Source organism: Nocardioides sp. OK12 (assembly GCF_024341885.1).
Taxonomy (GTDB): Bacteria; Actinomycetota; Actinomycetes; order Propionibacteriales; family Nocardioidaceae; genus Nocardioides; species Nocardioides marinisabuli.
The window spans coordinates 463,587-487,840 of record NZ_BNET01000001.1 but is presented as its reverse complement, the minus strand read 5'-3'; the positions used below and the strand labels follow the sequence as shown (position 1 = coordinate 487,840).

Sequence of the window (24,254 nt, the reverse complement as noted above, 5' to 3'; positions counted from 1 at the left end):
GCGGGTCAGGCGAGCGCGCCGCGCAGCCGCGAGAGCGACCGCTCGCGGCCCAGCAGCTCCATCGACTCGAAGAGCGGCGGGCTGACCCGACGTCCGGAGATCGCGACCCGCACCGGCCCGAAGGCGTTGCGGGGCTTGAGCCCCATCTCGTCGACCAGGCGGGCCTGCAGGGCGTCCTGGATGGCAGCCGTCGACCACTGCTCGAGCCCCTCGACGGCCTCGAGCGCCGCGCGTACGACGCCCAGGCCGTCGTCGGTCAGCAGCTTGGCGGCGTCGTCGGGGTCGATCGTGAAGTCGGCCTCGTCGACGAAGAGGAAGCCGAGCATGGCAGGCGCCTCGGTGAGCTTGTTGATGCGCTCGGCGACCAGCGGCATCGCCAGCTCGAGCATCTGGGCGTCGGCGTCGGAGACCGGGTCGGAGACGACGCCGGCGTCCTTGAGGAACGGCAGCACCCGGTGGGTGATCTCCTCCACCGGGAGACGGCGCATCTGCGAGGTGTTGATCGCGTCGGCCTTCTTGAGGTCGAAGCGGGCCGGGTTGGGGTTGACGTCCTTGATGTCGAACGCCTCGACCATCTCCTCGAGGCTGAAGACGTCGCGGTCGGCCGCGATCGCCCAGCCCAGCAGGGCCAGGTAGTTCATCAGGCCCTCGGGGATGAAGCCCTGGTCGCGGTAGGCCAGCGCGTGCGCCTGCGGGTCGCGCTTGGAGAGCTTCTTGTTGCCCTCGCCCATCACGTAGGGCAGGTGGCCGTAGGCGGGGGTCACCTCGGCCACGCCGATCGCCTTCAGCGCCTCGAACAGCGCGATCTGGCGCGGGGTCGAGGAGAGCAGGTCCTCGCCGCGCAGCACGTGGCTGATGTGCATGGTGGCGTCGTCGACCGGCGCGGTGAGGGTGTAGAGCGGGTCGCCGTTGGCGCGGCACAGCGCGAAGTCGGGCACGTGGGTGGTGTCGAAGGTGACCTCGCCGCGCACCAGGTCGTCCCAGGTGATCGAGCCCTCGGGCATCCGGAACCGCACGAGCGGGGCCCGCCCCTCGGCCACGAACGCGGCGCGCTGCTCCTCGGAGAGGTCGCGGCAGAAGCCGTCGTAGCCCATCACCTTCGAGCCCGAGGCCTTGCGGCGCGCGTCGACCTCCTCGTTGGTGCAGAAGCACTCGTAGGTGTGCGACGAGGAGGCCAGCTTCGCGAGCACGTCGCGGTAGAGGTCGCCGCGCTCGGACTGGCGGTAGGGGCCGTAGGGGCCGCCCTTCTCGACGCCCTCGTCCCAGTCGAGGCCGATCCAGCGGAACAGGTCGAGGATCGCCTGGTAGGACTCCTCGGTCGAGCGCTCCTTGTCGGTGTCCTCGATGCGCAGGACGAACGTGGCGTCCTGGCCCTGGAGCGCGGCGTGGCGCGCGAAGGCGAAGTTGAACAGCGCCGTGCGGACCAGGCCCACGTGGGGCGAGCCGGTCGGGGACGGGGCCATGCGGACGCGGACGGGAGCGGGGGTGCTCATCGGGTTGCCACCTTGTTCGTGAGGGTGCCGAGGCCGTCGATCGAGATCTCGACCTCGTCACCGACCTCCATCGGGCCGACACCCTCGGGGGTGCCGGTGAGGATGACGTCGCCGGGGAGCAGCGTCATGATGCTGGAGACGTGCGCGACCAGCGCGGGGATGTCGACGACCATGTCGGCCGTCGAGCCGTCCTGCACGACCTCGCCGTTGAGGAAGGTCTGGATGCGCACCCCGTCCTTGAAGGTCTGGGGGTCGATGTCGGTCTCGATCCAGGGGCCGAGCGGGCAGAAGGAGTCGAAGCCCTTCGCCACGGTGAAGTGGCCCTGCCGGCTCTGGATGTCGCGGGCGGTCACGTCGTTGGCGATCGTGTAGCCGTGGATCACGTCGGTGGCCCTCTCGACCGGCACGTCGCGGCAGATCCGCCCGATCACGACCGCCAGCTCGCCCTCGTAGCTCAGCTCCTGGGTCTGCGGCGGGTAGAAGACCGGGTCCCCGGGGCCGACCACGCTGGTGTTCGGCTTGAGGAACATCATCGGCTCGGCCGGCACCTCGTTGCCGAGCTCGGCGGCGTGGGCCGCGTAGTTGCGGGCGATGCCGACGACCTTGCTGCGGGGCAGCACCGGCGCCAGCAGCCGGACGTCGGGCAGCCGGAACTCCTGGTCGAGCAGCTTGACGCCGACGTACAACGGGTCGCCGGCCAGGGCCACGACCACGCTGTCCTCGCTCGGTTGCCCGAGCTCGTCGAGCTCGCCCGTGACCACGCCGTAGAGGGGGTCCTCGCCATTGGTGAATCTCGCGATGCGCACGCCCCGACCCTAGCGACCTACGGTTGGTGCCCGTGGAGGTGCTCGAGCGCGAGGAGTGGCAGGCGCGGGCCGCGTCACACGCGGCGCGCGTCGATGCCTGGGTGACCCCGCACCTGGAGCGTCGCGGGGCCCGGGTCAAGCACCCGGTGCACGACTTCCTGTTCACCTACTACTCCCAGCGCCCGGCCCAGCTGCGCCGCTGGCACCCCGGGCACGGCACCGGGCTCGCCGACGCACCCGAGTACGACGGCCTCAAGGGCTACGGCAGCGTCGACGGCGGGGCAGGGGTCCTCGGCGTGACCACCGAGCACGTCGCGCGGCAGCGCCCCCTGCTGGAGGCCACCCGGCGGCTGCTGCGCGCCACCGCCTCGCGCCCGGCGCAGCTCGGCTGCTTCGGGCTGCACGAGTGGGCGATGGTCTACCGCCTGGCCGACGACGAGACCCGGCACTCCGACTGGCCGCTGCGCCTGGGCCCGGAGGGCACCGACACGGTGGTGGAGTCGCACCGCATCGCCTGCAGCCACTTCGACGCGTTCCGGTTCTTCACCGAGCCCGCCCGCCCCCTCAACACCCTCTCCCCCGCCGTCGACGACCGGGCCGACTTCGAGCAGCCGGGCTGCCTGCACGCCGGGATGGACCTCTACAAGCACGCCTTCCGGCTCAGCCCGATGGTCTCCTCCGACCTGGTCGCCGACTGCTTCGAGCTGGCCCGCGAGATCCGGGTGCTCGACATGAGGGCTGCGCCGTACGACCTCAGCGGCCTCGAGGTCGACGGGCGGCCCTTCACCCCGGTGCGCATCGAGACCGCGGAGGGCAAGCGCGAGTACGCCGCTGCGCAAGACGACTTCGCCGAGCGCGCGGCCCCGCTGCGCGCGCGCCTGCTGGCCGCGTGCGAATACCTGGTACGGACCGCTGCGGACACCGGTGCGCACGGCTAGGCTCGCCCCATGAGTGCCTTGACTCGACACCACGTGTCGGTGACCGGGCGCCACGACGCGCCTCCCCTGGTGCTGGTGCACGGCTTCGGCTGCGACCAGCACATGTGGCGCTACGTGGCGCCGGCCTTCGAGGACTCCCACCGCGTCGTGCTGATGGACCTCATCGGCGCCGGGGGCGGCGACCTGTCCGGCTACGACAGCGAGCGGTACTCCGAGCTGGAGGGCTACGCCGCCGACATCACCGCGGTGGTGCGCGAGCTCGACCTGCACGGCGCGGTGCTCGTGGGCCACTCGGTCTCGGCGATGCTGGTGGCGATGACCCAGCTCGAGGAGCCCGAGCGCGTGGCGGGCCTGGTGATGGTGGCCCCCTCGCCCCGCTACATCGACGAGCCCGGCTACACCGGCGGGTTCGGGGAGGAGGACGTCGACGAGCTGCTCGACTCGCTGGCCGGCAACTACCTCGGCTGGTCCTCGGCGATGGCCCCGGCGATCATGGGCAACTCCGAGCGGCCCGAGCTGGGCGAGGAGCTCACCGAGAGCTTCTGCCGGATGGACCCCGCCGTGGCCCGCCGCTTCGCGACCGCCACCTTCCGCTCCGACAGCCGCGACCTGCTGCCGCGCATCGGCGTCCCGACGCTGGTGCTGCAGTGCACCGACGACGTCATCGCGCCCGTCGCGGTGGGCGAGTACGTCGCCGAGCAGGTGCCCGACGGACGGCTCGTGATGCTCGAGGCGACCGGCCACTGCCCCAACCTCAGCGCCCCGGAGGCCACGACCCGGGCGATCGCCTCGTTCCTCGACGACCTCGACGTCGTGCCGGCGTGAGCGACGACCATGCCCCCCGCTCGTCGTGGCCGCCGGCCCACGACGTGGCGGACACCTCGTTCGAGCAGGCCCCCTGCGGCTACCTGACCACCACGCCCGACGGGCGGATCGTGCACGCCAACTCGACCCTGGCCGAGTGGCTGGGCATCAGCACCGACGCGCTGGTCTCGATGTCGCTGGTCGACCTGCTCACGCCGGGCGGCCGGCTCTACCACGAGACCCACCTCTCCCCGCTCCTGCACATGCACGACGAGGTCAACGAGATCGCCGTCGACCTGCGCCGCCACGACGGCACCCGGATGCCGGTGCTGCTCAACGCCCGGATGACCCGCTACCCCGACGGGACGCCGAGCACCACCCGGATCGCGGTGCTGGTCGCCACCGAGCGGCGCCGCTACGAGCGTGAGCTGCTCAGCGCCAAGGAACGGGCCGAGACCTCCGAGGCGCGGGCGCGCACCCTGGCCCGCACCCTGCAGGAGACGCTGATCCCGCCCACGCCGCCGGCCGTGCCGGACCTCGACGTCGCGGCGGCGTACCGACCGGCCGGCGACGGCACCGAGGTCGGCGGCGACTTCTACGACGTCTTCAGCCTGGGCCAGGACGACTGGATGGTGGTGCTCGGCGACGTGCGCGGCAAGGGCCCCGAGGCCGCGGTGGTGACCGCCCTGGTGCGCTACACCGTGCGCGCGCTCGCCGTCGCGACCCGCCGGCCGTGCCTGCTGCTCGAGCAGGTCAACGAGACCCTGCTCCAACACAGCAGCGACCGCTTCTGCACCGCGGTGCTGGTGCGGCTGCGGCGCCGCGAGGGCGGGTGGCGCGCGGAGATCGGCGTGGCCGGGCACCCCGCTCCCCTGCTGCTGCGCGCCGACGACCGCGCCCGCCAGATCGACCTGCTCGGCCCGCTCCTCGGGGTGATCGACGACGCCGTCTACACCGACCGCGAGATCTTCCTGGGCCCCGGCGACACGATGCTGCTCTACACCGACGGCGTGACCGAGGCCTCCGGCCCGTCGGGCTTCTTCGGTGACGAGCGGCTGCTGGACATGGTCGACTCCGGGCCGACGGGCTCGAGCGCGGAGGTGGTCGACAACGTGCTGAGCCAGGTGCTGGCCTTCCAGAACGGTGTGGCCCGCGACGACATCGCCCTGCTCGCCCTCGGGGTCCCGACGCACTAGGGTCCTCGCATGGGGACCTTCGGCATCGTGGTGGTCGTCGTCGTCGCCGTGCTCGCGCTGGCGGTGCTGGGCGTGGACCTGCTGCTCTCGCGCCGTCAGCAGCGCGGGCTGGGCAGCCCCGAGCGGCCCGGCACCGACTCCGACCTCCTCGGCCACGGCTCCGCGAGCCGGGGCGCGGCCTACGGGTTCTCCCGCGGGCACGGCCTGCTGAACAAGCGGGAGCGTCGGTCGCGCTGAGCAGCGACCTCGCCGGGCGCATCGAGGACGGCCGCACATTCACCGGCGCGGACTGGTACGCCGCCGACCTCGCCGACGCGCGCTTCACCGACTGCACCTTCCGCGACGTCGACCTCACCGAGGCCACCAGCCGGGGCGCGGTCTTCACCGGCTGCACCTTCGAGTCCTGCCGCTTCAACGCCTCGACGCACACCGAGAGCGCCTTCGTGGCCTGCACCCTGCGCGGCTGCTCGTTCTTCTCGGCGACCCTCGAGGGGTGCAAGCTGACCGGGTCGGTGCTGGAGCGGTGCACGGTGCGCCCGATGAGCGTGCTGGGCGGGCAGTGGCGCGGCGTGGGCCTCGCGGGCGCCCGGCTGGTCGGGCTCGACCTGACCGGTCTCGACCTGCGCGAGGCCGACCTGGCCGGGGCCGACCTGGCCGGCGCCGTGCTGCGCGACTGCGACCTGCGGGGCGCGACGCTGCGCGCCGCCTCGCTGCTCGAGGCCGACCTGCGCGGCGCCCGGCTCGAGGGCGCCGACCTCGCCGGGGCGGCGCTGCGCGGGGCACGGCTCGACGTGGCGGGCGCGGTGGTGCTGGCCGAGCAGTCAGGCGCGCTGGTCGAGCCGGTCTGAGGTGCCCGTGGCGGCACGCAGCCGGATGCCGTCGACGACCAGCCCCAGCCCGGCCGCGAAGTCCGAGCGTGGGCGCGGTCCGTCGCCGATCGCCCCGGCGCTGCCGGCCTGGAGGTGGGTCTGCTCGTCGAGGGTGTGCCCGAGCACGAGGTGCAGGAGGGTGCGGGCGGCCGTCGCGGCCAGGTCCTCGCCCAGGCGCGCCGGGGCCAGCGCGGCGACCAGGTCGTCGTACGGCTGGGAGGCGCCCAGCCCGAAGGCGATGACCGTGGAGACCAGCTCGGCGCCGTCGCGGTAGGCCAGCAGCGCGTCGCGCAGCCCTGAGCAGATCTCGACGACCTGCTCGTCCCACGCGGTCGCGCTCACCGGCCGGGCGCCGCGCCGCAGCACCTCGTCGGCCACGGCGGCCAGCAGCGACTGCTTGTCGCGGAAGTGGTGGTAGAGCGCGCTCGGGCGGACGTCGAGGTCGCCGGCGAGCCGTCGCATGGTCAGGTCGGCGAGCCCGTAGGTGTCGAGCACGCCGAGCGCGTGGCGCACGACGTCGTCGCGGTGGTGGCGCACATCACTCCTGCGGGGTCGGGGCGCGGCATTGACCGCGATCTCGCAGCCAGCCTAACCTGAACGCCGTTCAGGAGGCCACGTCCTCCACCCCCGCACCCGAAGGCCCACCATGGCGATGACCGACCGCACCCAGCAGGCCCCCACCGAGGACCGCCGCCGGCGGATGACCCCGACCGACCTGGCGCTCGTCGCCTCGTTCGCGGCCCTCATCTCCGCCTTCGCCTACATCGGCGGGATCCCGGTCGGCGGCGCCGGTGTGCCGATCACCCTGCAGACCGCCGGCGTGATGCTGGCGGGCGTGCTGCTCGGGCCCACCCGCGGCTTCCTGGCCGTCGCGCTCTACCTGGCCCTGGGTGCGGTGGGCCTGCCGGTCTTCGCCCAGCACGCCTCGGGCCTGGGCGCGATGACCGGCGCCAGCGCCGGCTACCTGTGGTCCTTCCCGGTCGCCGCGCTGGTCGGCGGCCTGCTGGTCAAGTACGCCGCCGGCGAGCGCGGCAAGTCCCGCGCGGCGATCGTCTTCGTCTGCTCGCTGGCCGCCTCGGTGCTCGTGATCCACCCCGCCGGCATCGCCGGGCTGGCCTTCTACCTCGACATCTCGCTGGTCGAGGCACTCAAGATCGACGTCCTCTACTGGGCCGGCGACCTGCTCAAGACCACCCTGGTGGCGCTCGTCGCCGCCGAGGTGCACCGCGCCTTCCCCCAGCTGCTGCGCGCGCGTCGCTGAGCGCGTGCCACTGATCGAGCTCGACGCCGCCGGGGTCGCCGTCGCGACCCCGGACGGCGACCGGGTGCTGCTCGAGCCCACCACGCTCACCCTCACCGAGCGGCGCGTCGCCGTCGTCGGGGCCAACGGGTCGGGCAAGTCGACGCTGGCCCGGATGCTCAACGGCCTCGTCGCCCCCACCACCGGCGCGGTGCGCGTCGACGGGCTCGACGTGCGCAGGCAGGGCGCCGCCGTGCGCCGCAAGGTCGCCTTCAGCTTCACCGACCCCTCGGCACAGCTGGTGATGCCGACCTGCGTGGAGGACGTCGAGCTCTCGCTGCGCCGGCACGAGCGCAGCGCCGGACGGCGGCGCGACCTCGCGCTCGCGGTGCTGGAGCGCTACGGGCTGGCCGAGAAGGCCGACGTCTCGGTGCACAGCCTCTCCGGGGGCCAGCGGCAGCTGCTGGCGCTGGCCGGGGTGCTGGCCACCGACCCCGACGTGCTGGTCGCCGACGAGCCGACCACCCTGCTCGACCTGGCCAACACCCGTCGGGTGGGCGACCTCCTGCTGGGCCTGGACCAGCAGCTGGTGCTGGTCACCCACGACCTCGCCCTGGCCCGGCGCTGCGACCGGGTGCTGGTGGTCGAGGACGCCCGGGTCGTGCACGACGGCGAGCCCGAGGCCGCCGTGGCGGCGTACGAGGCGAGCGTGCTGGGATGAGCCCCCGATGAGCCCCCGATGAGCAGCGCCGTGACGGTCGCGGCGTACCGGCCCGGCGACACGCTGGTGCACCGGCTGCCGGTCGGCGCGAAGCTGGGCGCGCTGGCGCTCTTCAGCCTCTCGGTGGTGCTGGTGCGCTCGATGCCGGCCTCGTGGGTGTGGCTGGGCCTGGCGCTGCTCGCCGCACTGGTGGCCCGCACCGACCTGGCCACCCTGCTGCGTGCGGCCCGGCTGGTCCTGGTGCTGGCGGTGGTCGTCTCGGCGTTCCAGTGGTGGATCGACGGGCCGGCGAAGGCGGTGGAGACGCTGGTCGACCTGCTGGCGCTGGCGCTGGGCGCGATCGTGGTCAGCGCGACCACGTCGGTCAACGCCATGCTCGACGCGATCGTGCGGTGGGTCGGCCCACTTCGACGGGTTGGGGTCGACCCCGAGCGGGTGGCCCTGACCTTCTCGATGGCCATCGGGGCGCTGCCGGGCACGGTCGGCCTCGCGCTCGAGACCCGCGACGCGGCGCGGGCCCGCGGACTGGGTGGGCACCCCCGCGCCTACGTCACCCCGTTCGTGGTGCGGGTCGTGGCCCGGGCCCACGAGACCGGCGACGCCCTGCACGCCCGCGGCCTCGGCGACGACTGAGCCCGCGTCCCCACGCCCACTCGTGGTCCGGGTCGTGGTCCGGGTCGTGGTCCGGGTCGCGTGCCTGAGGACGCGCCATGCCGCGGCCACGGGCCACGACCCGAGCCACGACCCAGGCCACGACTCAAACCACGACCCGGGCCACGACCCCGAGGGCCTCACCAGCCCGGCGGCCTCCGGTGGTGCCAGGGCGCGGCCTGCTCGACCTGGGCGGCCAGGGCCAGCAGCCCGGCCTCGCCGGCGGGCCGGCCGGCGAGCATGACACCGACGGGCAGACCGTCGGGGGTCCAGTGCAGGGGCAGGCTGATGGCGGGCATGCCGGTGACGTTCCAGGCCGAGGTCCAGGGGGTGAAGCGCTTCTGGGCCTCGAAGTCGGCAGCGGGGTCGGCGTCGTCGCGCAGCGCCCCGACCGGCAGCGGCGGCGCGGCCAGGGTCGGCGTCAGCACGGCGTCGTACGCCGCCAGCGCGCGCACCGCCTCGGCCGCGTGGCGGCGCATCGCCCCGATGGCCAGGCCGAGCTCGGGGCCGCTCACGGCGCGGCCACGCTCGCTGAGCCACCGGGTGAGCGGTCGCAGCAGGTGCTCACGCCCCTCGGGCGCGCTCGACATGGCCGTGAGCACCGCCCAGCAGGTGTGGAAGACGGGCACGGCGTCGCGGCTCATCGGCACCGGCACGTCGACCACCTCGTGGCCCAGCCGCTCCAGCAGCCGGGAGGCGTCGTCCCAGGCGGTCAGGCACTCGGGGTCCACGTCGACGTCGGCGATCACGGGCTCGGCGAACCGGGCGATCCGCAGCCGGCCGGGCTCGCGGTCGCAGGCGTCGAGGAAGGACGTGCCGGGCTCCGGGGCCCAGCTCGGGTCACCGGTGCGGGGGCCGGCCAGCACGTCGAGGAGGGCGGCGGCGTCACGCACGGTGCGTGCGATCGGGCCGGCAGTGGCCAGCCCCATCGGGTCGCCGTACATGGGGAAGCCGCTGATGCGTCCGCGTGCGGGCTTGAGGCCGACGAGACCGCAGCAGGAGGCGGGGATCCGGATCGAGCCGCCCCCGTCGGAGCCCTGGGCCAGCGGCACCAGCCCGGCGGCCACGGCGGCCGCGGCGCCCCCGGAGGAGCCGCCGGCCATCCGGGTGCGGTCCCAGGGCGTCACCGCCGGCGGGTGCCCCTCGGGCTCGGTGTAGCAGGGCGAGCCGAACTCGGGGGTCGCGGTCTTGCCGAGGCTGACCAGCCCGGCCTCCTCGAGGGAGAGCACGACGCCGTCGGAGACCTCGGGCACGAAGTCGTCGTAGGCCGCGGAGCCGAAGGCGGTGCGGACCCCGGCGGTCAGGTTGAGGTCCTTGACGGCCGTGGGCACCCCCCACAGCGGTCCGGCACCCTCGGGGGGCACGGCGCCGAGGGCGGCAGCCCGCTCGCGAGCCTGCTCGGCGGTGCGGTGCACGAAGGCGCCGACGTCGTCGAGGCGCTCGACGCGGTCGAGGTAGTGCTCGGCCAGCCCGAGCGGGGACGTCTCGCCGGTGCGGACGAGCGCCCCCAGCTCGAGCGCGGTCAGGTCGTGGAGGTCACTCACACCACGACCCTAGGCTCAGGCCGCGACGGCCGGGGTGAAGTCGACCAGCGTGCGCACGGCGGCGGCCAGCTTCTCCTGCACCTCGGGGTCGGTCAGCGGGTCGACCTCGAGGGCCGACTGCGAGACGGTGACGTCCTCGACGACGGTGGCCCCGGCGACGCCGGCCGAGCGGACGACGTCGGCGTGCGCCCACTTGCCGCCGTACGGTGTCGGGGTGGCGCCGATGACACCGACGGGCTTGCCGACCAGGGCGCCCGCACCGTAGGGACGCGAGAGCCAGTCGATGGCGTTGTTGAGGACCGCGGGCATGGTGCCGTTGTACTCGGGGGTGACGACCAGGACGCGGTCGGCGGCGGCGACGGTCTCCCGCAGGCGCACGGCACCGGCGGGCGGGGTGTCCCCGTCGACGTCCTCGTTGTAGAAGGGCAGCTCGTCGAGCCCGGTGACGATCTCGAGCTCGACGCGGTCGGCGGCGTTGGCCACGAGGCCCTCGGCGATGCGACGGTTGAGGGAGTCGGCACGGAGGCTGCCGACGAGCACGGCGACACGAGTAGAAGTCATACAACCTTCAACCTCCTAGGCGTGCTGGGCATTCCCGCACCCCTCCCCGTCGGCAGTGACCTGCCTCACCCCGGCCGCCGAGCGGTCACTTATGAACCGTCCAGCCGTCAGTTGCGAACCGTCGAGCGGCCGAAAGTGACCGGTCGATGGTTCACAAGTGACTGCCGGCCGTCCTCAGCGGTGGTGGCGGCGCAGGCCGAAGGTGACGGCGTCGAGCAGGGCCTCCCAGGAGGCCTGCACGACGTTGTGGCCCACCCCGACGGTGACCCACGAGCCCTCGCCGTCGGCGGTCTCGATGAGCACGCGGGTGATCGCGTCGGTGCCGTGGCCCTGGTCGAGGATGCGCACCTTGTAGTCGACCAGCTCGAGCCTGGCGACCTCCGGGTAGGCCTGGCCGATCGCGGAGCGCAGGGCGTGGTCGAGCGCGTTGACCGGGCCGTTGCCCTCGCCGGCCACGACGTAGCGCACCCCCTGGGCGCGCAGCTTGACCGTGGCCTCCGAGAGCGCCTCCTCGCCGGGGCCGGGCTGGGTCTCGGTGATGACGCGCCACGACTCCACGTCGACGTACGACGGTCGCTCGCCCTCGACCTCCTCGACCAGCAGCAGCTCGAAGGAGGCGTCGGCGGCCTCGAAGGTGTAGCCGCGTCCCTCGAGCACCTTGACCCGCTCGGTGATGCGGGTCAGCAGCGCCTTGGCCTCGGGGGTGTCGCCCGACAGGTCGAAGCCCAGCTCGCGGCCCTTGAGCTCGATGGAGGCGCGCCCGGCCATGTCGGAGACCAGCAGCCTCATGTCGTTGCCGACGCCGAGGGGGTCCATGTGCTGGTAGAGGTCGGGGTCGACCTTGATCGCGCTGGCGTGCAGCCCGGCCTTGTGGGCGAAGGCGGAGGTGCCGACGTAGGGCTGGCGCGCCGACGGCGCGATGTTGGTGACCTCGGCGACGGCGTGGGCGATGCGCGTGGCCTCGCGCAGCAGCCCCGGCGGCAGCACCGGGCGCTCCAGCTTGAGCTCGAGGTTGGCCACCACCGTGACGAGGTCGGCGTTGCCGGTGCGCTCGCCGTAGCCGTTGACGGTGCCCTGCACGTGGGTGGCCCCGGCGTCGACGGCGGCCAGCGAGTTGGCCACCGCGCAGCCGGTGTCGTTGTGGCAGTGGATGCCGATGCGCCCGCCGGTGGTCTCGACGACGTCGTGGACCACCTCGGAGACCCGCGGCGGCAGCATCCCGCCGTTGGTGTCGCACAGCGCCGCGACCTCGGCGCCGGCCTCGAAGGCGGTGCGCAGCACCTCGAGGGCGTAGTCGCGGTTGGCGCGGTAGCCGTCGAAGAAGTGCTCGGCGTCGAGGAAGACCTGTTGGCCCTCGGCCCGCAGGTGGGCGACGGTGTCGCGCACCATCGCGAGGTTCTCCTCCAGGGTGGTGCGCAGCGCGAGCTCGACGTGGCGGTCGTGCGACTTGGCCACCAGCGTCACCACGCCGGCGCCGCTGTCGCGCAGCGCCGCCACCTGCGGGTCGTCGGCGGCCCGGGCGCCGGCGCGACGCGTCGCCCCGAAGGCCGCGAGCCGGGCGTGGGTGAGGTCGAGCTCGGTGGCGGCGCGGCGGAAGAACTCGGTGTCCTTGGGGTTCGCACCCGGCCAGCCGCCCTCGATGTAGCCCACGCCGAGACCGTCGAGCTGGCGCGCGATGGCCAGCTTGTCGGCGACGCTGAGGTTGAGCCCCTCCTGCTGGGCGCCGTCGCGCAGGGTCGTGTCGTAGACGTGGAAGGCGCCGTGGAGGTCCATCGCTGCTGCTCCGCTGCTCGGGTGCTGGTCGGGGTGCTGGTCGGGGTGCTGCTCCAACAAAAAAACCTCCCGCGGACGAGAGGTTGGCGCGTCGGGGTGGTCCCGGCGCGCTAGCGAATGATGGAGGCGTGGTGCTGCACGTGCTCGAGTGTGCCACCGACCACGCCGGTCGGCGCGGCGTCTCGCGATCCGATCGGCTGGTCCTGCGCCGGCACCCACCAGGGCCCCCGCGTCTCCAGCGTGTACGCCGCCGCCCCGGCGCCCGCCGCGACCAGCAGCAGCGCCGCGACCCAGCGCCCGGGGGCGGCCGAGAGCGGCCGCACCACGCGACCCAGCGGCGAGCGCACCCGCGAGCCGCCCGGGCCCCACCACAGCCCCAGCACCAGCGTGCCCGCCCCGGCCAGCAGCGTCGTGGTGGGGCCGGCGGCGACCGCGTAGCACAGCAGCCCGGCCGCCGCGGCGAGGCCGAGGGCCCACAGCTGGAGCACGAGCGTGGAGGGGATGGAGCGCAGCAGGTCCCACGGCGCGCGCACCAGCACGACCGGGGCGTCGTACCAGCGCCGGCCGCGCAGGGCCCGGCGCTCGCCGACGCGGCTGCCGGCCAGGGACCCGCTGCGCAGCAGCCAGACGACCACCAGCACCGTCGCGAGCCCGGCGTAGGGCACGGCCGCGACGCCCACCGCGACCGCGGCGCCGACCCCCAGGGTGAGCAGGCCGCGCCGCAGCCGCTCCCCCGCCGGCACCCGCGGGGCCGGGGGCTGGTCGTCCCAGGGCAGGAGCATGGTGTGCGGGCCCTCGTCGGGCCAGTCCTCGTCGGGCCAGTCCTCCGCGGGCCGGTCCTCGACCCAGGTGTCGTCGGGATCCGGCTCGCGCTCGACGCGCGTGGCCTCCTCGGGCCACGCGGCGGCGCGCATCGGCGCGGTCTCGACGGCCTCGGGCAGCGGCCCGGGCACCGGGCGCCGGTGCACCTGGGTCGACTGCGGGCGCAGCCAGTCGAGGATCTCCCCCAGGCTCGGCCGGCGCTGCGGGTCGGGGTCGAGGGCGGCCTCGACGACGTCGTGCAGGTCGCCGCGCAGCCCGTCGAGGTCGTGCTCGCCGCGGCGCACCCGGTCCATCACCGCCATCGACGGCCCCCGCCCGAAGGGGGCCCGGCCGGTGCCGGCGTAGGCGACCGTGGCCGCCCACGAGTGCACGTCGGAGGCGGTGCTGGCGTCGTCGCCGTAGAGGATCTCGGGGGCCAGGTAGCCCGGGGTGCCGATGAGCCACCCGGTGTGGGTGAGGCGGGGGTCGTCGGCGACCCGGGCCAGGCCGAAGTCGATGAGGATCGGGGTGCGCCCCTCCATCAGCACGTTGGAGGGCTTGACGTCGCGGTGCAGCACCCCGACCTCGTGGACCGAGGCCAGCCCCTCGGCCAGGCACCCGGCGAACCAGACGAGGTCGCGGCCCGTGAGCGGGCCCTCCTCGACGACGTGGTCGTGCAGCGAGAGCCCGGGCACGTAGCGGGTGGCGACGTACGGCACGTCGCCCCACGGGTCGGCGTCGAGCACCTCGGCGACCCACCGGCTGCGCACCCGCGACAGCGAGGCGACCTCGCGCTCGAGGCGCAGGCGGGCCTCGTCGCCGCCGACGACCTGGGGCCGCAGCACCTTGAGGGCCACCCGGTCGCCGCCGGGGCGGCGGGCCAGGTGCACCACGCCCATGCCGCCCTCGCCGATCTTGGTCAGCAGCGTGTAGCCGCCGACGGTGGCGAGGGCGTCACTGCCCGGCGAGGTGCTCACCTCACGAGGCTACCGACCCCGGACCCTCAGTCGGTGGAGACGGCACCGGCCAGGGCGTCGACGAACGTGTCGAGGCTGTAGGTCAGCGACAGCGCGGTCGGCGGCGAGACGGAGGAGACGACGGCCTCGCCCGCGACGGTGGCCACGTGGCCCTCCTGGAACTGCTCCATGGTCTGGTACGTCGGGTCCTCGGCGATCTCGTCGGCCCGCTCCTGCGTGGCGGCGTAGGACAGCAGCACGTCGGACTCGAGCCGGTCGACGTTCTCGGTGCTGAGCGTGTAGTAGAAGGTGCTCTCGCCCGTGTCGAGCTCGTCGACGCTCGGCGCGACGGTGAAGCCGAGGTCCTCGAGGAACTGCACGCGCGGGTCGGCGTCGCTGTAGACGTAGAAGGCGCCCGGGTCGATGGCGACCGCAGCGATGCTGGTGCCCTCGAACTCGGGGTGCGCCTCAGCCGCGGCGGCCACGTCGGCGTCGATGTCGGCGAGCACCTGCTCGGCCTCGTCGTCCTGGCCCAGCACGTCGCCGACGGTGGTGATGACCTCGCGCCACGGCGTCGACCACGGCTGGTCGGGGTAGGCCACGGTCGGGGCGATCTGGGTGAGCTTGTCGTAGTCGGCCTCGGTGATGCCGGAGTAGCTGGCCAGGATCACGTCGGGGGCCGCGGCGGCGATCTCCTCGAACGGCGGCGCCTCGCCGGGCGTCAGCGCGGTGGGCTGCCCGGCGTCGAGCTCCTCGAAGGCCTCCTCCTGCCAGGGCATGAACCCCTCCTCGGAGGCGCCGTAGCTGAGCTTCTCCATGGCCACGGGCACCACGCCCAGGGCCAGCACGGCGTCGGGAGTGCCCCAGCCCCAGGTGACGACGCGCTCGGGGCGCTCGGTGACCTCGGTGGCACCGAAGGCGTGCTCGACGATGACCGGCTCGAAGTCCTCGGCACCGGCGGCGTCGTCGGACCGGGTCTCCTCAGCAGCGTCGTCGCTGCCGCAGGCGGCCAGGGGCAGGACCAGCAGTCCCGCCACGAGCGGAAGGGCGAGACCGGACAGGCGGGACCGGGTGGTCCGTCGGGGAAGGGACGACACGTCCACTCCTCACGTGCGGGACCGGCCGAGCCGGTCGATGGTTAGGTGAGGCTAACCTTACTGCATGCCAGACCTCGCCGCTCCCGCGCCCCCGCCGGGACCACCATCGGGCAGCCGGTCACCGGGTCGGCGACCACGCGGGCCACGAGGCCGAACGCCTCGCGCACGCAGTCCTCGTCGAGCACCTCGGCCGGCGGCCCCTCGCGCACAACCCGGCCGGCCGCCATCACCACCAGGTGGTCGGCGTAGCGCGCGGCCAGGTTCAGGTCGTGCAGCACCATCACCACGGTGGTGCCGCGCTCCTCGTTGAGGTCGGCGAGCAGGTCCAGGACGTCGACCTGGTGGGCGATGTCGAGGTACGTCGTGGGCTCGTCGAGCAGCAGGACGTGCGGGTCCTGGGCGAGCATCATCGCGACCCACACCCGCTGGCGCTGCCCTCCGGAGAGCTCCTCGACCCGGCGGGCGGCCAGGTCGTGGGTGTCGGTCAGGGCCAGCGCCCGCGCCACCGCGTCGGCGTCGTCGGCGCTCCAGCGCCCGAAGGCGCCCTGGTGGGGGTGCCGCCCCCGCCCGACCAGGTCGCCGACGCTGATGCCCTCGGGGGCGACCGGCTGCTGGGGCAGCAGCCCCAGCACCGAGGCGACCTCGCGGGCGCGCATCCGGTGCAGGTCGTGCCCGTCGAGCTCGACGACGCCCTCCACCGGGCGCAGGATCCGGCCCAGGCCGCGCAGCAGGGTCGACTTGCCGCAACCGTTGGCGCCGACGATCACCGTGACCCGCCCGGTCGGGACCGCGAGGTCGACGCCGTGCACCACCCGGCGCTGGTCGTAGGCCAGGTGCACGCCGCGCGCCACCAGCCGGGGCGGCGCTGCCGCTGCCTCCATCCGCTGCTCCTCACTCACGTCGGGTTCCTCCGGTCGCCATCAGCCAGATCAGGTAGGGCCCGCCGACCGCGCCGGTGACGACCCCGACGGGCACGGACAGGTCGCCGGGCAGCAGGTGCTGGGCGACCAGGTCGGCGCCCACCACCAGGACCACGCCGACCAGCGCCGACTCCACCAGCGCCAGGCTGCCGTCGCGCAGCAGCCGGCGGGCGACCGGTGCGGCCACGAAGGCCACGAACGCCACCGGCCCGGCCGCCGCGGTCGCCGCGCAAGCCAGCGCGACGCCGAGCGCGATGACGCAGGCGCGCACCGCCTCGGGCCGCAGGCCCAGGCTCCCGGCCTGGTCGTCGCCGAGCAGCAGCAGGTCGAGGCGCCGCGCGACCAGGGCCACCATCGGCACCAGCACCGCCAGCGCCCCGGCCAGCACCTGCACCAGCGACCACTCGGCCTGGGCCAGGCTGCCGGCCATCCAGCGCAGCGCCACCTGGGCCTGGTTCACCTCGCTGCGCGTCAGCAGGTAGCCGACCACCGCCGCGCAGACGTAGGCCACACCGATGCCCGAGAGCACGAAGCGGTGACCGGTCATGCCGCCCCGCCACGCGACGGCGTACAGCAGCACACCGACCAGCGCACCACCGGCCAGCGCCGACGCCGAGACCGCGGCCCCGCCCAGCCCGCCGAGCAGCAGCGCCGCGACGGCGCCCGCGCTGGCGCCCTGCGAGATGCCGATGATGTCGGGGCTGGCCAGCGGGTTGCGCAGCACCGACTGGAACAGCGCCCCGGCCAGGCCGAAGGCGAGGCCCACGAGGAGGCCCAGCAGCAGCCGCGGCAGGCGCAGCTCGACGACGATGAAGCGCGCCGAGGGGTCCTCGGCGCCCACCAGCGCACCCAGGACCTGCCCGACCGAGAGCGGGAAGTCGCCCAGCACCAGCGCCGCCACCGACGACGCCAGCACCAGGGCCGCCAGCACCACCAGCACGCCCGCGCGCCGCGCGCGGCGACGGCGCCGTACGGCGCGCAGCCCGGCGGTGGCGACCTCGGTGCGCTCGGCGACGGCGGCGCTCATGCGGCCACCGCCCGCGAGCGACGCACGATCAGCAGCAGGACCGGCGCGCCCACCAGCGCCACGACCAGCCCGGCCTCGAGCTCACCGGGGCGCACCACGAGCCGGCCCACGACGTCGGCGGCGATCAGCAGCACCGGGCCCAGCAGGGCCGAGAGCACCACGATCCAGCGGTGGTCGGGGCCGACCAGCGCGCGGGCCAGGTGCGGCACGGCCAAGCCCACGAACGCGATGGGCCCCACCATGGAGACGGCCGACCCGCACAGCAGCACCACCGCCAGCACCACCAGCAGCCGGCCGCGGGCGACGTCCTGGCCCAGGCCGCGCGCGACGTCGTCGCCGAGCGCGAGGGCGTTGAGCACCCGGCCCGCGGCGAGCGCGAGCGCGAGGCCGACCAGGACGAAGGGCAGCACGGTGAGCAGCACGTCGAGGGGCCGGTTGGCCAGCGACCCGACCTGCCAGAAGCGGTAGTCGTCGAGGGCCTGGGTGTCGGCGAGCAGCAGCACGGTGATCAGCGAGGTCGACGTCGCGGTGAACGCCGCGCCGACCAGGGCCAGCTTGACCGGCGTGACCCCCTCGAAGCCCAGGGAGGCCGCGCCGTAGACCACGACGGCGGCCAGCGCGGCTCCGGCGAAGGCGAACCACAGGTAGCCCGAGGCCGAGGTGACGCCGAGGCCCGAGATGGCCACCAGCACCGCCAGCGAGGCCCCCGAGTTGAGCCCGAGGAGCCCGGGGTCGGCGATGGGGTTGCGGGTCACGCCCTGCATCAGGGCGCCGGCGACGCCGAGCGCGGCGCCGCCCACCAGCCCGACGAGGGTGCGCGGCACCCGCAGGTCGCGCACCACCAGGTGGTCGTTGTCGCCGGCCACCGGGTCGACCAGCGCGGCCCAGACCTGGGCCGGCGAGACGTCGCGCGCACCCAGCGCGAGGCTGGCGGCCAGCGCGACCACCAGGAGCACGAGCAGCCCCAGCACCGTCACGAGGTGCCGCGAGGCAGGGCGCGACGGCGCGTCCAGGGTCGAGATCACCCAGTTAGGGTAGCCTCACCTCACACGATGCGGTGCATCCACCCGAAGGAGTCCTCGGCGCGGCCGAACTGGATGTCGACGAGCGCCTGGCGGATGCGCTGGGTCAGCTCGCCCCCGGCGGGACCGGTGTCCGCGGGCGCGGCCACCTCTCCTCCGGCGTGCTTGAGCGTGCCGACCGGCGTGACCACGGCGGCGGTGCCGCAGGCGAAGATCTCGCGGATCCGGCCCGACTCCACGCCCTCGCGCCACTCCTCGACCGAGAACCGGCGCTCCTCGACGCGGTGGCCGAGCTTGGCGGCCAGCTCGATGATCGAGGCGCGGGTGATGCCCTCGAGGATCGTGCCGGTCGCGGGGGTCACGATGGTGCCGTCGTCGTGCAGGAAGTACATGTTCATGCCGCCGAGCTCCTCGACGTAGCGCATCTCCTGCGCGTCGAGGAAGACCACCTGGTCGCAGCCGTGCGCGGTGGCCTCCTGCTGGGCGACCAGCGACGAGGCGTAGTTGCCGCCCGTCTTGGCCGCGCCCATGCCGCCGCGACCGGCGCGGGTGTACTCCTCGGTGAGCCACAGACTCACCGGCTTCAGCCCGCCCTTGAAGTAGGCACCCGCCGGGCTCGCGATGACCATGAAGGTCACGTGCTGGGCCGGGCGCACGCCGAGGAACTTCTCCGAGGCGAACATGAAGGGGCGCAGGTAGAGGCTCTTCTCGCCGCCCTGGTCGGGCACCCAGCGCTCGTCGACCTCGACCAGCGCGCGCACCGCGGCCAGGAAGTCCTCGGTCTCCAGCACCGGCAGCGCCAGGCGGTGGCTCGAGCGCGCCATCCGCTCGGCGTTCTGCTCGGGCCGGAACGCCCACACCGAGCCGTCCTCGTGGCGGTAGGCCTTCATCCCCTCGAAGGTCTCCTGCGCGTAGTGCAGCACCGCGGTGGCCGGGTCGAGGGTCAGCGGCCCGTACGGCGTGATCCGCGCGTCGTGCCAGCCCTTCTCGGGGGTCCACTCCACCGTGAACATGTGGTCGGTGAAGTGGGTCCCGAACCCGGGGTTGGCCAGGATCTCGGCCAGCCGGTCGTCGGGGACGGGCGCGGGGTTGCGGGTGACGCTGATCTCCATGGGCATCAAACTACCGCCCTCTCTCGACGTGGTGCTCAGCCCGCCACGCGCTTGGCGACGGCGTCGCCCACCTCGGGCGTACGACGCCGGGCCGTGCCGCGCTCGGCGAGGTCGGCCAGCACGGCGTCCTCGATGCGGGCCGCGGCCTCGGGGTGGCCGAGGTGGTCCAGCAGCAGCGCGGTGGAGAGGATCGCGGCGGTGGGGTCGGCGACCTGCTGGCCGGCGATGTCGGGCGCCGAGCCGTGCACCGGCTCGAACATCGACGGCGCGGTGCGGTCGGGGTTGATGTTGCCCGAGGCCGCGAGCCCGATGCCGCCGCTGATGGCGCCGGCCAGGTCGGTGATGATGTCGCCGAAGAGGTTGTCGGTGACGATCACGTCGAAGCGCTGCGGGTTGGTGGTCATGTGGATCATCGCCGCGTCGATGTGCATGTAGTCGACGGTGACGTCGGGGTGCTCGGCGGCGACCTGCTGGGTCAGCCGCCACCACACCGCGCCGGCGTGCACGAGCACGTTGGTCTTGTGGACCAGGGTCAGCTTCTTGCGGGGGCGCTTCTCGGCGCGGGCGAAGGCGTCGCGCACGACCCGCTCCACGCCGTACGCCGTGTTGACCGAGACCTCGGTGGCGACCTCGGCCGGGGTGCCGACGCGCAGCGCGCCGCCGTTGCCGGTGTAGGGGCCCTCGGTGCCCTCGCGCACCACGACGAAGTCGACCTCGTCGTCGCCGAGCACGTCGCGGCTCAGCGGCGAGGTGACGCCGGGGAAGATCCGCGAGGGGCGCAGGTTGACGTAGTGGTCGAGCTCGAAGCGCAGCCGCAGCAGCAGCCCGCGCTCGAGGATGCCCGGGGGCAGGTTCGGGTCGTTCGGCTTGCCGCCGACCGCGCCGAGCAGGATGGCGTCGTGCTCGCGGATCTCGCCGAGCACGGTGTCGGGCAGCACCTCGCCGGTCGCGAGGTAGCGCTCCGCGCCGAGGTCGTAGCGGGTCTGCTCGAAGGTGACTCCCGCCGGTGAGGCGACCTCGAGGACCTTGAGGGCCTCGGCGGTCACCTCCTGCCCGATGCCGTCGCCGGGGATGACGGCGAGCGTGACGGGACCGGTGGCGGCAGGAGTGGAGGTCATGGGCCGAACGCTAGTTGTCGTCGGGGCGCTGGCCGCCGTTGTCCCGCAGGTCGAGCGAGACCTGGACGGCCTCGCGGCTGCGGGGGTTCTCGGGGTTGTGCGCTGCCGGGCCCCACTCGGGGTACATGTCGTACATGGTGCGTCTCCTTCTCGGGTGGTCGATGGGTGTCGTGCGGTCCTGCGGTGGTGCTCCGGGGATGGCTCACGCCACGGCCGGAGATGACCCCGCGGTGGGGACGGACGACCCATGGATCGCATGGGAGGTGGAGACCTCGAGAGGAGCGGATCACGCGTGCTAGCGAAGGTGGACCCGCCGCGGAGACATCTTCAGATGTGCCGTGAGACCGAGAGCAACGCCGAACACCGCGGCGAGGTGGCCTCACTGGCAGCTATCGCTGCTGGGCCTCGCCGCGGCACTCGATAAGTACGAAAATGCTCCGCATGATGGACACATCGTAGGCACGCAGTGCGGACACCGGCTACCGCTTTCCGGAATGTGTCCATCATCCGGGACGGGCGTCTCGAGATGACAGACTCCACGCCATGAGTGCCCCACCCGAGCTGCCCGACGTCGTACGCCGGGCCTTCGAGGTCTCGCGCCGCGCCGGCTACGTGTCGTTCTGCCGCAACGAGACCGGTCGGCTGCTGGCGACGCTGGCCGCCACGCGCGAGGGCACGATGGCCGAGTTCGGCACCGGCTGCGGGGTCGGCACGGCCTGGCTGCGCAGCGGGGTGCGCGGGCAGGACGCCCGCATCGTCACCGCCGAGCTCGACCCGCGCCTGGCCCGGGCGGCCGGCGAGATCTTCGAGGACGACCCGCTGGTGGAGGTGCTGGCCGCCGACTGGTCGACCCTGCTCGACAAGGGCCCCTTCTCGCTGCTGTTCCTCGACTCGGGCCAGCCCGGCGAGGTCGGGGTCGACGCGATCGCCGACCTGGTCGCCGACGGCGGCGTCGTGGTGCTCGACGACTTCACGCCCTGCGAGCAGTGGCCGCCGGTGACCTACGGCCGCGTCGACGTGCTGCGCGAGCAGTGGCTCACCGACCCGCGCTTCACCGCTGTCGAGGTGATGGTCGCCTCCGACGCCTCCACGATCATCGCGACGAAGCGGTAGTCGTCACCGGGTCGACCTCGGGCGGGTCCACCGGGGCCGGCAGCCGCACGGTCAGCGCGGGCAGCAGGGCCTGGGTGACCGGGCCGATGCTCAGGGCGTAGAGCACGGTGCCGATGCCGGCGACCCCGCCGAGCAGCAGGCCGATCGCGACCACGGTGACCTCGAGCCCGGTGCGCACCACGCGCAGGGAGACGCCGGTGCGCCGGTGCAGCCCGGTCATCAGCCCGTCGCGCGGCCCGCGGCCGAGCTGGGCGCCGATGTAGAAGGCGGTCGCGGCGCCGTTGCCGAGCACCCCCACGACCATGAGCACGATCCGCAGCCACATCTCGTCGGGCCGCTCCAGCACCGCGAGCGTCGCGTCGGCGGCGATGCCGATGACCAGCGCGTTGGAGATCGTGCCCAGGCCCGGCACCTCGCGCAGCGGGATCCACAGCAGCAGCACCAGCAGGCTGACCACGATCAGCACCTCGCCCAGGCTCAGCGGCACGTAGCGGGCGATGCCGAGGTGCAGCACGTCCCACGGGGCGGCGCCGAGGTCGGCGCGCACCATCATGGCCAGCGAGACGCCGTACAGCCACAGGCCGACGTAGAGCTGGGGCAGGCGGCGACCCAGGCGGCCAGCGCGGAGCTGGGCGATGGGTCCGAGGTCGGCGAGGAGCATGGGTCCAGGGTGGCGCGCGATTGGCCTGTCGCGAAATAGCCAATCGTGCGACAGTGGTCTGCATGGTCACCTCCGTGTCGGCCGCGCGGGTCGCCGGTCTCGTCGGCCCCTTCGACCGCTCCCCCGCCTACGTCGGGCTCGCCGACGCGCTGACCCTGCTGGTGGGCGACGGCCGCATCGGCTACGACGTGCGGCTGCCCAGCGAGCGCGAGCTCACCGAGGCCCTGGGGGTCTCCCGCACGACGGTGACCCGGGCCTACGCGCTGCTGCGCGAGAGCGGGTACGCCGTGTCGCGGCAGGGGTCGGGGACCTTCACGCGGGTGCCCGGCGGCCGCGCCCGCTCGCACGACCGCGCACTGCTGCCCGGTCTCGACGACCGCGACGCGATCGACCTCAACTGCGCTGCGGCGGCCGCGCCCGCGGGGCTGATGCAGGCCTACACCGAGGCGATCGGCGACCTGCCGGCCCACCTCGGCGGCCACGGCTACTTCCCGGCCGGGCTGCCCCGGCTCCAGCAGCGCATCGCAGCGTCGTACGACGCCCGGGGGCTGCCCACCGACCCCGACCAGGTGCTGGTCACGCCGGGGGCCCTGGCCGCGGCCGCGGTGGTGGCGCAGGCCTTCGCCGGGCGGGGCGACCGGGTGCTCGTCGAGTCGCCGGTCTACCCCAACGCCACCCAGGCGCTGCGCAACGCCGGTGCCCGGCTGGTCCCCTCCGCGGTCGACCCGGAGGGGTGGGACCTCGACGCGGTCGGCGCCACGCTGCGCGACGCCCGGCCACGACTGGCCTACCTGGTACCCGACTTCCAGAACCCGACCGGCCACGTGATGGGCGAGGAGCAGCGCGCGGCGTACGCCGCCCACCTGCGCGCCGCCGGCACTCGCGCGGTGGTCGACGAGGCGCACCAGGCACTGGCGCTCGACGGGCAGCAGATGCCGGCACCGTTCGCCGCCCACTCCCCCGCCACCATCACCATCGGCAGCGCCAGCAAGAGCTTCTGGGGTGGGCTGCGGCTGGGGTGGATCCGCGCCCCGCACGACTGCGTCGAGACGCTGCAGGAGGCGCGTCTGGCGCTCGACCTGGGCGCGCCGGTGCTCGAGCAGCTGACCCTCGCACGGCTCCTGGAGCACGGCTCGGTGCTGCCGGGCCACCGCGAGCAGCTGCGCGAGCAGCGCGACCGGCTGGTCGCCAACCTCGCCCAGCACCTGCCCGAGTGGCGCTTCCACGTGCCGGGCGGCGGGCTGGCGCTGTGGGTCGAGCTGCCCTCGGCCCGCGGCAGCGCCCTCGCCGCCGCCGCCGAGCAGCACGGCGTCATCGTCGCCCCCGGCCCGGTCTTCGCCGCCGAGGGCGGCCTCGACCGCTTCGTCCGCATCCCCTGGACCCGCCGCCCCGACGAGCTCACCCTCGCCGTCGAGCGGCTCGCCCTCGCCTGGGCCGAGGTCCGCGACGCCCCCGTCAGGCGGGTCCGCCGCGGGACCCGGGTCATGGTCGCCTGACCCACCCTCCGTCGGTCGAGCAGCGACGAGCGCCAGCGAGGAGCGTCGCCGAGACCCCACCCTCCGTTGGTCGAGCAGCGACGAGCGCCAGCGAGGAGCGTCGCCGAGACCCCGCGAGCACCGCACCCCCGCAACCCCACCCTCCGTTGGTCGAGCAGCGACGAGCGCCAGCGAGGAGCGTCGCCGAGACCCCGCGAGCACCGCACCCGCCGCAACCCCACCCTCCGCTGGTCGAGCAGCGACGAGCGCCAGCGAGGAGCGTCGCCGAGACCCCGCGAGCACCGCGCCCGCCGTACGCCGTACGTCGCACGCTGGGTACACGGTCTCGACAGGCG

The 24,254-nt window shown here is 74.1% G+C and carries 25 protein-coding genes; 10 read left to right on the top strand and 15 right to left on the bottom strand.

Annotated features, from left to right (window positions below; translation table 11 throughout):
- Positions 1-5: 5 nt before the first annotated feature.
- A complete protein-coding gene (gene gltX / locus OCU29_RS02395; RefSeq protein WP_179615921.1) occupies positions 6-1,493 on the bottom strand; it encodes a glutamate--tRNA ligase in 1,488 nt (495 codons plus the stop codon).
- Positions 1,490-2,299, bottom strand: a complete 810-nt coding sequence (locus OCU29_RS02390) for a fumarylacetoacetate hydrolase family protein (protein WP_179615920.1) — start codon at positions 2,297-2,299, stop codon at positions 1,490-1,492. The genes gltX and OCU29_RS02390 overlap by 4 nt, the downstream gene beginning before the upstream one ends.
- 32 nt (positions 2,300-2,331) lie before the next feature.
- Here OCU29_RS02390 and OCU29_RS02385 point away from each other — a divergent pair, with 32 nt between their 5' ends.
- From OCU29_RS02385 to OCU29_RS02365, 5 genes are read left to right on the top strand one after another with little or no spacing between them, the layout of a single operon-like run.
- Positions 2,332-3,237 carry a 3-methyladenine DNA glycosylase gene (locus OCU29_RS02385; RefSeq protein ID WP_261818654.1) on the top strand — a complete coding sequence of 302 codons (906 nt, stop codon included), beginning with the start codon at positions 2,332-2,334 and terminating at the stop codon, positions 3,235-3,237.
- Positions 3,238-3,246: 9 nt separating this feature from the next.
- On the top strand, positions 3,247-4,062 hold the full coding sequence (locus OCU29_RS02380; protein ID WP_179615918.1) for an alpha/beta fold hydrolase: 816 nt from the start codon (positions 3,247-3,249) through the stop codon (positions 4,060-4,062).
- Positions 4,059-5,237: a SpoIIE family protein phosphatase gene (locus OCU29_RS02375; RefSeq protein ID WP_261818653.1), complete on the top strand. Its 1,179-nt coding sequence runs from the start codon at positions 4,059-4,061 to the stop codon at positions 5,235-5,237. Before OCU29_RS02380 ends, OCU29_RS02375 begins: the two co-directional genes overlap by 4 nt.
- 9 nt (positions 5,238-5,246) lie before the next feature.
- Positions 5,247-5,474 (top strand): hypothetical protein, encoded by a 228-nt coding sequence (locus tag OCU29_RS02370; protein ID WP_261818652.1) that lies wholly within the window; start codon positions 5,247-5,249, stop codon positions 5,472-5,474.
- Complete coding sequence (locus tag OCU29_RS02365; protein ID WP_306799004.1) at positions 5,471-6,085, top strand: pentapeptide repeat-containing protein; 615 nt, start codon at positions 5,471-5,473, stop codon at positions 6,083-6,085. The genes OCU29_RS02370 and OCU29_RS02365 overlap by 4 nt, the downstream gene beginning before the upstream one ends.
- Here the strand turns inward: OCU29_RS02365 and OCU29_RS02360 are convergent.
- Positions 6,059-6,643 (bottom strand): TetR/AcrR family transcriptional regulator C-terminal domain-containing protein, encoded by a 585-nt coding sequence (locus OCU29_RS02360; RefSeq protein WP_179615915.1) that lies wholly within the window; start codon positions 6,641-6,643, stop codon positions 6,059-6,061. The two genes, OCU29_RS02365 and OCU29_RS02360, sit on opposite strands and share 27 nt — an antisense overlap.
- Before the next feature lie 115 nt (positions 6,644-6,758).
- Between OCU29_RS02360 and OCU29_RS02355 the strand changes: the two genes are divergently transcribed.
- From OCU29_RS02355 to OCU29_RS02345, 3 genes are read left to right on the top strand one after another with little or no spacing between them, the layout of a single operon-like run.
- The gene (locus OCU29_RS02355) at positions 6,759-7,367 is read left to right on the top strand and encodes a biotin transporter BioY (RefSeq protein ID WP_261818651.1); all 609 of its coding nucleotides are present in this window, start codon (positions 6,759-6,761) and stop codon (positions 7,365-7,367) included.
- Positions 7,368-7,377: 10 nt separating this feature from the next.
- Complete coding sequence (locus OCU29_RS02350; RefSeq protein WP_218877130.1) at positions 7,378-8,067, top strand: energy-coupling factor ABC transporter ATP-binding protein; 690 nt, start codon at positions 7,378-7,380, stop codon at positions 8,065-8,067.
- An 18-nt stretch (positions 8,068-8,085) separates the two neighbouring features.
- Positions 8,086-8,700, top strand: a complete 615-nt coding sequence (locus OCU29_RS02345) for a CbiQ family ECF transporter T component (RefSeq protein ID WP_179615912.1) — start codon at positions 8,086-8,088, stop codon at positions 8,698-8,700.
- Between the two features lie 158 nt (positions 8,701-8,858).
- Here OCU29_RS02345 and OCU29_RS02340 read toward each other — a convergent pair whose 3' ends face one another.
- From OCU29_RS02340 to OCU29_RS02290, 11 genes are all read right to left on the bottom strand, one after another.
- A complete protein-coding gene (locus tag OCU29_RS02340; RefSeq protein ID WP_261818650.1) occupies positions 8,859-10,262 on the bottom strand; it encodes an amidase in 1,404 nt (467 codons plus the stop codon).
- A gap of 15 nt (positions 10,263-10,277) precedes the next feature.
- A complete protein-coding gene (locus tag OCU29_RS02335) occupies positions 10,278-10,823 on the bottom strand; it encodes an NADPH-dependent FMN reductase (RefSeq protein WP_261818649.1) in 546 nt (181 codons plus the stop codon).
- Positions 10,824-10,997: 174 nt separating this feature from the next.
- The gene (gene cimA, locus OCU29_RS02330) at positions 10,998-12,596 is read right to left on the bottom strand and encodes a citramalate synthase (protein ID WP_261818905.1); all 1,599 of its coding nucleotides are present in this window, start codon (positions 12,594-12,596) and stop codon (positions 10,998-11,000) included.
- A gap of 110 nt (positions 12,597-12,706) precedes the next feature.
- Positions 12,707-14,374, bottom strand: coding sequence for a serine/threonine-protein kinase (locus OCU29_RS02325; protein WP_261818648.1), 1,668 nt, complete (start codon positions 14,372-14,374; stop codon positions 12,707-12,709).
- A gap of 26 nt (positions 14,375-14,400) precedes the next feature.
- The gene (locus tag OCU29_RS02320) at positions 14,401-15,450 is read right to left on the bottom strand and encodes an iron-siderophore ABC transporter substrate-binding protein (RefSeq protein WP_261818647.1); all 1,050 of its coding nucleotides are present in this window, start codon (positions 15,448-15,450) and stop codon (positions 14,401-14,403) included.
- 41 nt (positions 15,451-15,491) lie between these two features.
- Positions 15,492-16,349: an ABC transporter ATP-binding protein gene (locus OCU29_RS02315; RefSeq protein WP_261818646.1), complete on the bottom strand. Its 858-nt coding sequence runs from the start codon at positions 16,347-16,349 to the stop codon at positions 15,492-15,494.
- Entirely contained in the window at positions 16,342-17,397 is a 1,056-nt protein-coding gene (locus OCU29_RS02310; protein WP_179615907.1) for an iron chelate uptake ABC transporter family permease subunit, read from the bottom strand. Before OCU29_RS02310 ends, OCU29_RS02315 begins: the two co-directional genes overlap by 8 nt.
- Entirely contained in the window at positions 17,394-18,422 is a 1,029-nt protein-coding gene (locus OCU29_RS02305; protein ID WP_261818645.1) for an iron ABC transporter permease, read from the bottom strand. The genes OCU29_RS02310 and OCU29_RS02305 overlap by 4 nt, the downstream gene beginning before the upstream one ends.
- 20 nt (positions 18,423-18,442) lie before the next feature.
- Positions 18,443-19,531 (bottom strand): branched-chain amino acid aminotransferase, encoded by a 1,089-nt coding sequence (locus tag OCU29_RS02300; protein ID WP_261818644.1) that lies wholly within the window; start codon positions 19,529-19,531, stop codon positions 18,443-18,445.
- A 35-nt stretch (positions 19,532-19,566) separates the two neighbouring features.
- Positions 19,567-20,649 (bottom strand): 3-isopropylmalate dehydrogenase, encoded by a 1,083-nt coding sequence (locus OCU29_RS02295; RefSeq protein WP_261818643.1) that lies wholly within the window; start codon positions 20,647-20,649, stop codon positions 19,567-19,569.
- A 10-nt stretch (positions 20,650-20,659) separates the two neighbouring features.
- Positions 20,660-20,785, bottom strand: a complete 126-nt coding sequence (locus OCU29_RS02290) for a hypothetical protein (protein WP_258016917.1) — start codon at positions 20,783-20,785, stop codon at positions 20,660-20,662.
- Between the two features lie 407 nt (positions 20,786-21,192).
- On the opposite strand from OCU29_RS02290, the gene OCU29_RS02285 reads away from it, so the two are divergent.
- Complete coding sequence (locus OCU29_RS02285; protein WP_179615903.1) at positions 21,193-21,762, top strand: O-methyltransferase; 570 nt, start codon at positions 21,193-21,195, stop codon at positions 21,760-21,762.
- Here the strand turns inward: OCU29_RS02285 and OCU29_RS02280 are convergent.
- Positions 21,743-22,423: a YitT family protein gene (locus OCU29_RS02280; RefSeq protein ID WP_179615902.1), complete on the bottom strand. Its 681-nt coding sequence runs from the start codon at positions 22,421-22,423 to the stop codon at positions 21,743-21,745. The genes OCU29_RS02285 and OCU29_RS02280 overlap by 20 nt on opposite strands.
- 62 nt (positions 22,424-22,485) lie before the next feature.
- On the opposite strand from OCU29_RS02280, the gene OCU29_RS02275 reads away from it, so the two are divergent.
- Positions 22,486-23,919 carry a PLP-dependent aminotransferase family protein gene (locus tag OCU29_RS02275; protein ID WP_261818642.1) on the top strand — a complete coding sequence of 478 codons (1,434 nt, stop codon included), beginning with the start codon at positions 22,486-22,488 and terminating at the stop codon, positions 23,917-23,919.
- The last annotated feature ends 335 nt before the right edge of the window (positions 23,920-24,254 follow it).

Bases quoted from the DNA above. Each gene is read 5' to 3' on its own strand.
- gltX (WP_179615921.1), bottom strand. From the start codon at position 1,493: ATGAGCACCCCCGCTCCCGTCCGCGTCCGCATGGCCCCGTCCCCGACC.
- OCU29_RS02380 (WP_179615918.1), top strand. From the start codon at position 3,247: ATGAGTGCCTTGACTCGACACCACGTGTCGGTGACCGGGCGCCACGAC.
- OCU29_RS02370 (WP_261818652.1), top strand. From the start codon at position 5,247: ATGGGGACCTTCGGCATCGTGGTGGTCGTCGTCGTCGCCGTGCTCGCG.
- OCU29_RS02355 (WP_261818651.1), top strand. From the start codon at position 6,759: ATGACCGACCGCACCCAGCAGGCCCCCACCGAGGACCGCCGCCGGCGG.
- OCU29_RS02345 (WP_179615912.1), top strand. From the start codon at position 8,086: ATGAGCAGCGCCGTGACGGTCGCGGCGTACCGGCCCGGCGACACGCTG.
- OCU29_RS02335 (WP_261818649.1), bottom strand. From the start codon at position 10,823: ATGACTTCTACTCGTGTCGCCGTGCTCGTCGGCAGCCTCCGTGCCGAC.
- cimA (WP_261818905.1), bottom strand. From the start codon at position 12,596: ATGGACCTCCACGGCGCCTTCCACGTCTACGACACGACCCTGCGCGAC.
- OCU29_RS02310 (WP_179615907.1), bottom strand. From the start codon at position 17,397: ATGAGCGCCGCCGTCGCCGAGCGCACCGAGGTCGCCACCGCCGGGCTG.
- OCU29_RS02300 (WP_261818644.1), bottom strand. From the start codon at position 19,531: ATGGAGATCAGCGTCACCCGCAACCCCGCGCCCGTCCCCGACGACCGG.
- OCU29_RS02295 (WP_261818643.1), bottom strand. From the start codon at position 20,649: ATGACCTCCACTCCTGCCGCCACCGGTCCCGTCACGCTCGCCGTCATC.
- OCU29_RS02290 (WP_258016917.1), bottom strand. From the start codon at position 20,785: ATGTACGACATGTACCCCGAGTGGGGCCCGGCAGCGCACAACCCCGAG.
- OCU29_RS02285 (WP_179615903.1), top strand. From the start codon at position 21,193: ATGAGTGCCCCACCCGAGCTGCCCGACGTCGTACGCCGGGCCTTCGAG.
- OCU29_RS02280 (WP_179615902.1), bottom strand. From the start codon at position 22,423: ATGCTCCTCGCCGACCTCGGACCCATCGCCCAGCTCCGCGCTGGCCGC.
- OCU29_RS02275 (WP_261818642.1), top strand. From the start codon at position 22,486: ATGGTCACCTCCGTGTCGGCCGCGCGGGTCGCCGGTCTCGTCGGCCCC.